At 59.9% G+C, this 7,991-nt stretch carries 7 protein-coding genes; 2 read left to right on the forward strand and 5 right to left on the reverse strand.

From position 1 onward, the window contains the following. Positions 1-85 precede the first annotated feature (85 nt). Complete coding sequence (locus QMX98_RS29580) at positions 86-832, reverse strand: 3-oxoacyl-ACP reductase family protein (protein ID WP_083376053.1); 747 nt, start codon at positions 830-832, stop codon at positions 86-88. Between the two features lie 125 nt (positions 833-957). On the opposite strand from QMX98_RS29580, the gene QMX98_RS29585 reads away from it, so the two are divergent. Next, a complete protein-coding gene (locus QMX98_RS29585) occupies positions 958-1,881 on the forward strand; it encodes a LysR family transcriptional regulator (protein WP_282411802.1) in 924 nt (307 codons plus the stop codon). A 96-nt stretch (positions 1,882-1,977) separates the two neighbouring features. On the opposite strand, the gene QMX98_RS29590 is transcribed toward QMX98_RS29585, so the two are convergent. The 3 genes from QMX98_RS29590 to QMX98_RS29600 form a co-directional block, all read right to left on the reverse strand. Further along, entirely contained in the window at positions 1,978-2,706 is a 729-nt protein-coding gene (locus tag QMX98_RS29590; RefSeq protein ID WP_010456567.1) for an aspartate/glutamate racemase family protein, read from the reverse strand. A 57-nt stretch (positions 2,707-2,763) separates the two neighbouring features. Continuing rightward, complete coding sequence (locus QMX98_RS29595) at positions 2,764-4,299, reverse strand: NCS1 family nucleobase:cation symporter-1 (protein ID WP_077748186.1); 1,536 nt, start codon at positions 4,297-4,299, stop codon at positions 2,764-2,766. 562 nt (positions 4,300-4,861) lie between these two features. Further along, positions 4,862-5,602, reverse strand: coding sequence for a phosphoadenylyl-sulfate reductase (locus tag QMX98_RS29600; RefSeq protein WP_010456562.1), 741 nt, complete (start codon positions 5,600-5,602; stop codon positions 4,862-4,864). A 172-nt stretch (positions 5,603-5,774) separates the two neighbouring features. Here QMX98_RS29600 and thrH point away from each other — a divergent pair, with 172 nt between their 5' ends. Beyond that, the gene (gene thrH, locus QMX98_RS29605) at positions 5,775-6,392 is read left to right on the forward strand and encodes a bifunctional phosphoserine phosphatase/homoserine phosphotransferase ThrH (protein ID WP_010456561.1); all 618 of its coding nucleotides are present in this window, start codon (positions 5,775-5,777) and stop codon (positions 6,390-6,392) included. A 48-nt stretch (positions 6,393-6,440) separates the two neighbouring features. Here thrH and pabB read toward each other — a convergent pair whose 3' ends face one another. Continuing rightward, a complete protein-coding gene (pabB, locus tag QMX98_RS29610; RefSeq protein ID WP_282411803.1) occupies positions 6,441-7,778 on the reverse strand; it encodes an aminodeoxychorismate synthase component I in 1,338 nt (445 codons plus the stop codon). Positions 7,779-7,991: the final 213 nt, after the last annotated feature.

Consider the following 7,991-nt stretch of genomic DNA (forward strand, 5'->3'; position numbering starts at 1 on the left):
GCGGAAGGTCAGACGACATCAATGTCGCCTGACGCACCGTCTTCGCGAGCAGGCTCGCCCTCACATTGTGATTGCGTCTAGCGCATCAGGCGCCAAAACCACCGTCGATGGTCAGGCTCGCCCCTGTGATGTAACCGGCTTCCGGCCCGACCAGATAGGCCACAAAGCTGGCGATTTCCTCGGAAGTGCCGTAACGGCCCACCGCCATCAGCGGGATCAGGCTGTCAGCGAAGTCACCGTCGGCCGGGTTCATGTCGGTGTCGACCGGGCCCGGTTGCACGTTGTTGATGGTGATGCCGCGCGGGCCGAGGTCGCGGGCCAGGCCTTTGGTCAGACCGACCAGCGCTGATTTGCTCATGGCGTAAGGGCCGCCACCGGCGAAGGGCATGCGGTCGGCGTTGGTGCTGCCGATGTTGATGATGCGACCGCCTTCAGTCATGTGTTTGGCGGCGGCCTGGGTGGCGATGAACACGCTGCGCACGTTGATGGCCAGGGTCTGGTCGAAATCTTCGAGTTTGAAATCCTCCAGTGGCGCAACGGCCAGCACGCCGGCGTTGTTGACGAGGATGTCGAGGCGACCAAAAGTTTCTACGGTGGTGGTCACGGCGCGGCGAATGGCCTCGGCGTCAGCGCTGTCGGCCTTGATGGCGAGGGCTTTGCCGCCATTGCCGGTGATGCTGTCTTGCAAGGCTTCGGCTTTGGCCGTGGAGCTGACATAGGTGAAGGCAACGGTTGCGCCTTCAGCGGCCAGGCGTTTGACGATGGCGGCGCCGATGCCGCGGGACCCGCCTTGAATCAAAGCCACTTTGCCGCTGAGGTTCTGAGTAGTCATAACGATCTCCGAAGTCCCGAGGCGAGATGCCTCGGTTGATGGAGCCTAGTATTGATTGCGGATTACACGCTGTGTAGACGGCAATTGCGATAGTCTGTGTAAACCAGAAGTTTATAGTGGCGCCTATGGAAACCTTCAGCAGTATCGAATGCTTCGTGCGCAGCGCCGAGGTTGGCAGCTTCGCCGAAGCCGCGCGACGGTTGAGCCTGACCCCGGCGGCGGTGGGCAAAAGTGTTGCCAAGCTTGAGGCCCGGCTGGGTGTGCGGCTGTTCCAGCGCAGCACGCGAAGCCTGACGCTGACCGAGGCAGGTCACCTGTTTCTCGGCGAAGTCAGTTCCAGCCTTCACACGATCCAGAATGCGGTGGCCAACCTCGCCAGCGCTGAGGGTCGGCCAGCGGGAACATTGAAAGTCAGCATGGGCACGGTGTTCGGGCGTTTATATGTGGTGCCCTTACTGGCCGAGTTTCTGCGGCGATTTCCGGCGATCAACCCGGATTGGCATTTCGACAACCGGCAGGTCGATCTGATCGCTCAGGGCTTCGATGCGGCGATTGGTGGGGGATTTGAGCTGCCGCAAGGCGTGGTGGCGCGCAAGCTGACGCCGGCGCATCGGGTGCTGGTGGCGTCGGCGGAGTATCTGGCGGCGCGGCCTGTGATCGTCGAGCCCGATCAACTCAAGGACCACGACGGCATCCTGATCCGCTCCCCACAGACCGGTCGGGTGCGTTCCTGGCAATTGACCAGTCGTACTCAGCAACACAACCCGCTGGCGCTGAAGGCGCGCATGACCATGAGCGATTCGGAAGCGGCGTGTGCGACGGCGGCGCAGGGGTTGGGCATTGCGTTGGTAAGCATGCCGTTTGCTGTGGGGTATCTGGAAGCCGGGACGTTACAACGGGTGTTGCCGGACTGGTATGTCGACGACGGCAACATTTCTATCTATTACGCGGAACACAAACTGCTGCCGGGCAAGACCCGGGCGTTTGTGGATTTCATTATTGAGCAGTTTGCAGAGCGGGGGTGGGTGCAGCGGTTCAGTGCGGTTTGAGCCTGGCTTGAGACCGAGTCGCTGCTTTCGCGAGCAGGGGATTTGTGAACGACACAGATCCAATGCGAGCCTGCTCGCGATGAACGATAACGCGGTCTACCGCCCGAACCGCCCCGGCCAACCAATAATGTTCTTCGGCCGTGGCGTCGCATACGTCCGCACCTTGGAAGTGGACAACCCTAACCGCACCAGCGATTCGGCAATGGTCACCGCCGCCGTCACGCCATCCACCACCGGAACCCCGGTGCGCTGGCGAATCTGTTCATCCAGCCCGGCCATGCCGCCGCAGCCCAGGCAAATCACTTCGGCCTTGTCTTCCTGCACCGCCAGTTCCGCCTGACGGACAATCGCCTCCAGCGCCCGTTGCGGATCGGATTCCAGTTCCAGCACCGCCAGACCACTGGCCCGCACCGACGCGCAGCGGTCCCACAGCCCCGACAGTTTTAGCCGGTCCTCGATCAGGGGCACGGTGCGGTCCAGGGTGGTGACCACCGAATAGGCATGGCCGAGGAACATCGCCGTACTGGCCGCTGCATCGGTGATGTCCACCACCGGCACGTTGAGCAATTCCTGCAAGCCTTCGCGACCGTGTTCGCCGTAGCCGGCCTGGATCACAGCATCGAAGGGCTGGTCGTAGGCCATGACCCGGTCCATTACGGCGATGGCGGCCAGATAACTTTCGAAATTGCCTTCGATGGAGTCGGCGCCGAAGTAGGGCGTCAGGCCGACGATTTCCGTTCCCGGCGCGGCCACCGCCTGGGCGGATCGGGCGATGGCCTGGGTGATGGACTCGGTGGTGTTGACGTTGACCACGAGAATTCGCATGAGTAGTCCTTATTGCAGGGCGGTTCTGCGGCCCGGCGCTGGCGGGCCGCGAGTGGATTAGTGGCAGACGTTGTCGACTGCGATGCTTTCACCGCTGACGTCGGCGTAATGGGGCTGTCGCTTGGCGATGATCAGGTAGAGCATTGCGCCAATCCCGGCGCCGATCAGCCACGAGAACGGTGAAACGAGGTGGAAGCCCGGCACCAGCGCCAGGACGATGGCAATCAATGCGGCAGGAATGAACGCCGCTACGGCGCGTAAATTGACTCCACGGCTGTAGTAATAAGCGCCGTTGGGGTCTTCGCTGTACAACTGCGGCACGTTGACCTGGCCTTTTCGTACAAGCCAGTAGTCGACCATGATCACGCCGTACAACGGGCCTAGCAGGGCGCCGAGGCCGGACAGGAAATACACGATCACCAGTGGGCTGTTGTAGAGGTTCCACGGCAGGATCAGCACCGCGATGGTTGCGCTGATCAGCCCGGCGCGGCGGAAGGTCAGGTATTTAGGCGCCAGGTTACTGAGCACGAACGCCGGGGCGACGAAGTTGGCCATGATGTTCACCGCTACGGTGACGATCAGGAACGCCAGGCAGCCGAGCACCAGGAAGAAGGTGTTGGGGATCGAGGCGATGATTTCAGTCGGGCTTTCGATGATCCGGCCATTGATCTGAAATTGCGCACCACAAAGCAGGACGGTGATGGCCGCGAACACCAGAATATTCACCGGCAAGCCCCAGAAATTTCCGACCTTGATGGTTTTGCGGCACGGCGATGAACGGGCGAAGTCGCAGAAGTTGAGGATCAACGTCCCGTAGATCGCCAGCCACAATGCGCCGCCGGCAAAAATATTGCGCCACATCTCACCACCGGTCAGCGGCTCGCGGATCGACCAGGCGATGGTTGCGTCGGCTTGGGTGTACATCCAGGCGGCGAGCGCGGCGACGGTCAGCAGAATCACCGGCCCGGCGAACGCTTCATAGCGCCGTACCATTTCCATGCCGTAGGCGAGGATGCCCAGTTGCACCAGCCAGATCGCCACGAAACATACCCAGCCCAGGCTCGACAGACCAAGGATCGAGTTGTGGTCGTAGTCGGCGAAGCCGGGATGCACCGCCGTCAGCAGCACGCGAAACACTACGGACGCCAGGTACGTCTGAATGCCGAACCAGGCGATGGCGATAATGGCGCGGATCAACGCAGGAATTTGCGCCCCGTGGATACCGAAACTGATCCGGCTGATGACAGGAAACGGCACGCCGGTCTTTTGCCCCATGTAGCCGGAAAGGTTCATGAAGCCATACACCAGCGCCGCGCCGATCCCCAGGGACAACAGAATCTGCCAGCCACCCAGACCCAGCGCATACAGGCCAATGGCGAAGGAATAGTTGGCGATGTTGTGAACGTCGTTGGTCCACAGGGCGAAGATGCTGTAGCGGCCCCAGCGTCGGCCTTCGGCCTTGGTCGGCGCCAGGTCCTTGTTGTGCAGGCGCGGGCTGAGTACCACGGGTTCTTGAACAGTTTGATCTTGAGCGGTGGGTGGAAAGGAGGGCAGATCCAGCGCGATGTTGTTATTGGAGAGGCTAGTACGCATTCCGGCAGGCTCCGAGCTTGGCGTCGCGATGACTGTGCATGAGCGTGAGCTCGACAAATCTTCGTCGCGGGCAAAAGCATCATTGGTTACGGGGCATCTGCAGCCTGTACGGGATAGGGCGCTTCAGGCTTGCGGATCTAAGTGTGTGTATGTTTTGAGTTGATTGTATACAAAACATGTATGCACTTAAGCCAGATCCATGCCAGCTACCGATCTATAAAAATAGGTTCTCATTTCGTTTTGTTGATGAATCACGATAAGTAACTGAAAAAAAGGCGATATAAATTGACCGGTTGAACAGGTATTTATTTTTCGTCGGAGGAGGTGGGAAAACTCGACTGGGGAAGTCAGGAAAAGAGGGTGTAACTTTTTGGGGCGCAGAAAACAAAAGTGCACACATAAATGGCACCTATGGTGACATTCGTGTGTACACATTTATAAAACAGAACACTAAGCCTGTGGGAGTGAGACCGGCTTGCCGGGGCATTCAACAGTATTGTTGACTGTTACACCGCTATCGCGAGCAGGCTCGCTCCCACAGGGGAATTCACCCGGCTCGGGCTCAGGCCTTGGACTTGCTGATGATATTCCCCGCATGCAGCCCGCATTCTTTCTGCGTCGCCTCTTCCCACCACCAACGGCCTTCACGTTCATGCTGGTTCGGCAGCACCGGGCGGGTGCAGGGTTCGCAGCCAATGCTGATGAAGCCGCGTTCGTGCAGGCTGTTGTACGGCAGTTCGAGCATGCGGATGTAACCCCAGATCTCTTCGCTGGTCATCTGCGCCAGCGGGTTGAATTTGTAGAGGGTGCGTTCCGGGGTGGAAAACGCGGTGTCGATTTCCATCACCGCAACAGCGCTGCGGGTACCCGGGCTCTGGTCCCGACGCTGGCCGGTGGCCCAGGCGCTCACGCCCGACAGTTTGCGACGCAGCGGTTCGATCTTGCGGATGCCGCAGCACTCGCCATGGCCATCCTTGTAGAAACTGAACAGGCCTTTTTCCTTCACGAACGGCTCCAGTTTCGTGTAGTCCGGGGACACCAGCTCAATGTCGATCTTGTAGTGCTCGCGCACCTGATCGATGAAGCGGTAGGTCTCCGGGTGCAAGCGACCGGTGTCGAGGCTGAACACTTTGACGTTCTTGTTCAGCTTCCAGGCCATGTCCACGAGCACCACGTCTTCGGCGCCGCTGAAAGATATCCACAGGTCATCGCCAAACTCGGCAAACGCGAGTTTCAGGATGTCCTGGGCGGATTTGTTGGCATAGGTCGTGGCGAGTTCCACAACATCGAACGATGGGCTCATCAGGGCGGCTTCCTACAGGTCGGTGGCGCTGGGCGCTCTATATGGGGCTGATGGTAACAAAATCCTGCGGCGGCGGGCGCGCCCTGTGCGTTGCGCGGGGCAGCCTGAGTCGCTAGAGTTCGGCAGTCTTTTACTCGCTCGACTCAATAATCAATACAAATGGGAGTGTCTTGTGGAAATTGCCTGTCTGGATCTCGAAGGTGTGCTGGTCCCGGAAATCTGGATCGCGTTCGCTGAAAAAACCGGTATTGAATCCCTGAGGGCGACCACCCGGGACATTCCCGACTACGACGTGCTGATGAAGCAGCGCCTGCGGATTCTCGACGAGCACGGCTTGAAGCTCACTGACATCCAGGAAGTGATCGCCACGCTGAAGCCGCTGGACGGCGCCATCGAGTTCGTCAACTGGCTGCGTGAGCGGTTTCAGGTGGTGATTCTGTCGGACACGTTCTACGAGTTTTCCCAGCCGCTGATGCGTCAACTGGGCTTCCCGACCTTGCTGTGCCATCGCTTGATCACCGACGATTCGGGACGGGTGACGAGCTATCAGTTACGTCAGAAAGATCCGAAGCGGCAGTCGGTTCTGTCGTTCAAGAGTCTTTACTATCGGGTCATTGCGGCAGGGGATTCCTACAACGACACCACCATGCTCGGTGAGGCGGATGCGGGGATTCTGTTTCATGCGCCGGATAATGTGATTCGCGAGTTTCCGCAGTTCCCGGCGGTGCATACCTTTGAGGACTTGAAGCAGGAGTTCATCAAGGCTTCGAATCGGGCCCTAAGTCTGTAAACACAACCTGTGGCGAGGGGCAAGCTCCCTCGCCACAAAAGCCCGGAATCAAAGGTTTTGCAGGGTGTCGAGCAGAACCTTCACCTTGGTAATCGATTCCTGATACTCCGCCTGCCATTCCGAGTCCGCGACAATCCCGCCACCGCCCCAGCAGCACACTTGCCCATCCTTGACCAGCAAGCTGCGAATGGCGATGGAGCTGTCCATCTCGCCGCGCACGTCCAGGTACAGCAACGAGCCGCAGTACAACCCACGTCGGGTCGGCTCCAGCTCGTCGATGATCTGCATGGCACGAATCTTCGGCGCACCGGTAATCGATCCGCCCGGAAAACTGCCAGCGATCAGATCCAGCGCATCCCGGTCATCCGCCAGTTCGCCGGTCACGCTGCTCACCAGGTGATGCACATTCGGATAGCTTTCCAGACTGAACAACTCCGGCACCCGCACCGAGCCGATGCGGCAAGTGCGACCGAGGTCGTTGCGCAGCAGGTCGACGATCATCAGGTTCTCGGCACGGTCCTTGGGACTGGCCAGCAGTTCGGCAGCGTTCGCGGCGTCTTCGGCAGCCGTCAGGCCACGCGGACGGGTGCCTTTGATCGGGCGGGTTTCCACATGACGTTCACTGACTTTGACGAAGCGCTCAGGCGACAGACTCAACACCGCGCCGCCGTCGGGCAGGCTCTGGAAACCGGAAAACGGTGTCGGGCACGCGGCCCGCAGCGCGACATACGCGGCCCACGGATCACCCGCACATTGCGCACGAAAGCGCTGGGCGAAGTTCACCTGATAACAATCGCCCGCCTGGATGTACTGCTGAATGCGCTCAAGTGCGTGGCGATACTCGTCAGCGCTCAGGTCGGCCTTCATCGGGGCTTTCAAACTGAACGGCTCGATCGGCTCAACCGCAGGCTGACTGAACAAGGCGATCAAGCGCTGGCGCTCGCTGTCGATCAGTGTCGGGTGGAACACCAGTTGACTGGTAGCCAAATGGTGATCGCTGATCAATGCCCAGTCGTACAGCCCGAAACGCGCATCCGGCAATTGCAGGTCGTCCTGCGCCTGGCTCGGCAGGTGTTCAAGATGCCGTCCGAAGTCATAACTCAGATAACCGATCAGCCCGCCGGCGAATGGCAGTTCATCGGAGACTGCCGCTTCACCCAGTCGTGCCAGATGGTCGCGAAGGCGTTGCAGGAAATCGCTGCCACTTTCGTCAGGCAATACTGCTATTTGCTGCAGCGGCCAGGCGCTGAGCAGGTCATAACGCCCGCGATCAGCAGTGGGCCGGCCGCTGTCGAGCAGCACGGCACCGGGGGCATGACAAATCGCCGCGAAGTACTCGGCGGGGTTGGCGCGATAGGGCAGCGGGTGTACGGAACAGGTCAACATGGGCGGGGCAGATCAGCCATCGAGGCGGGGGTGCGATTGTAGTCCTCTGCAGGATTTGCTCCTAGAGGGGATGTCGGGGATTGGCAGATTGGGGACAGGGTTGCGAGGTTTGGTGACTGTTAGTCAGTCTTCGCGGGCAAGCCTCGCTCCTACGGGTTTGTGCCGTTCGCCGAGAATGTGAACGACGCTAGATCTGTAGGAGCGAGGCTTGCC

The sequence above is a fragment of the Pseudomonas sp. PS02303 genome (genome assembly GCF_029959925.1).
In the GTDB taxonomy this organism is placed as follows: Bacteria; Pseudomonadota; Gammaproteobacteria; order Pseudomonadales; family Pseudomonadaceae; genus Aquipseudomonas; species Aquipseudomonas mandelii.

Bases quoted from the DNA above. Each gene is read 5' to 3' on its own strand.
- QMX98_RS29595 (WP_077748186.1), bottom strand. From the start codon at position 4,299: ATGCGTACTAGCCTCTCCAATAACAACATCGCGCTGGATCTGCCCTCC.
- QMX98_RS29585 (WP_282411802.1), top strand. From the start codon at position 958: ATGGAAACCTTCAGCAGTATCGAATGCTTCGTGCGCAGCGCCGAGGTT.
- pabB (WP_282411803.1), bottom strand. From the start codon at position 7,778: ATGTTGACCTGTTCCGTACACCCGCTGCCCTATCGCGCCAACCCCGCC.
- QMX98_RS29600 (WP_010456562.1), bottom strand. From the start codon at position 5,602: ATGAGCCCATCGTTCGATGTTGTGGAACTCGCCACGACCTATGCCAAC.
- QMX98_RS29590 (WP_010456567.1), bottom strand. From the start codon at position 2,706: ATGCGAATTCTCGTGGTCAACGTCAACACCACCGAGTCCATCACCCAG.
- QMX98_RS29580 (WP_083376053.1), bottom strand. From the start codon at position 832: ATGACTACTCAGAACCTCAGCGGCAAAGTGGCTTTGATTCAAGGCGGG.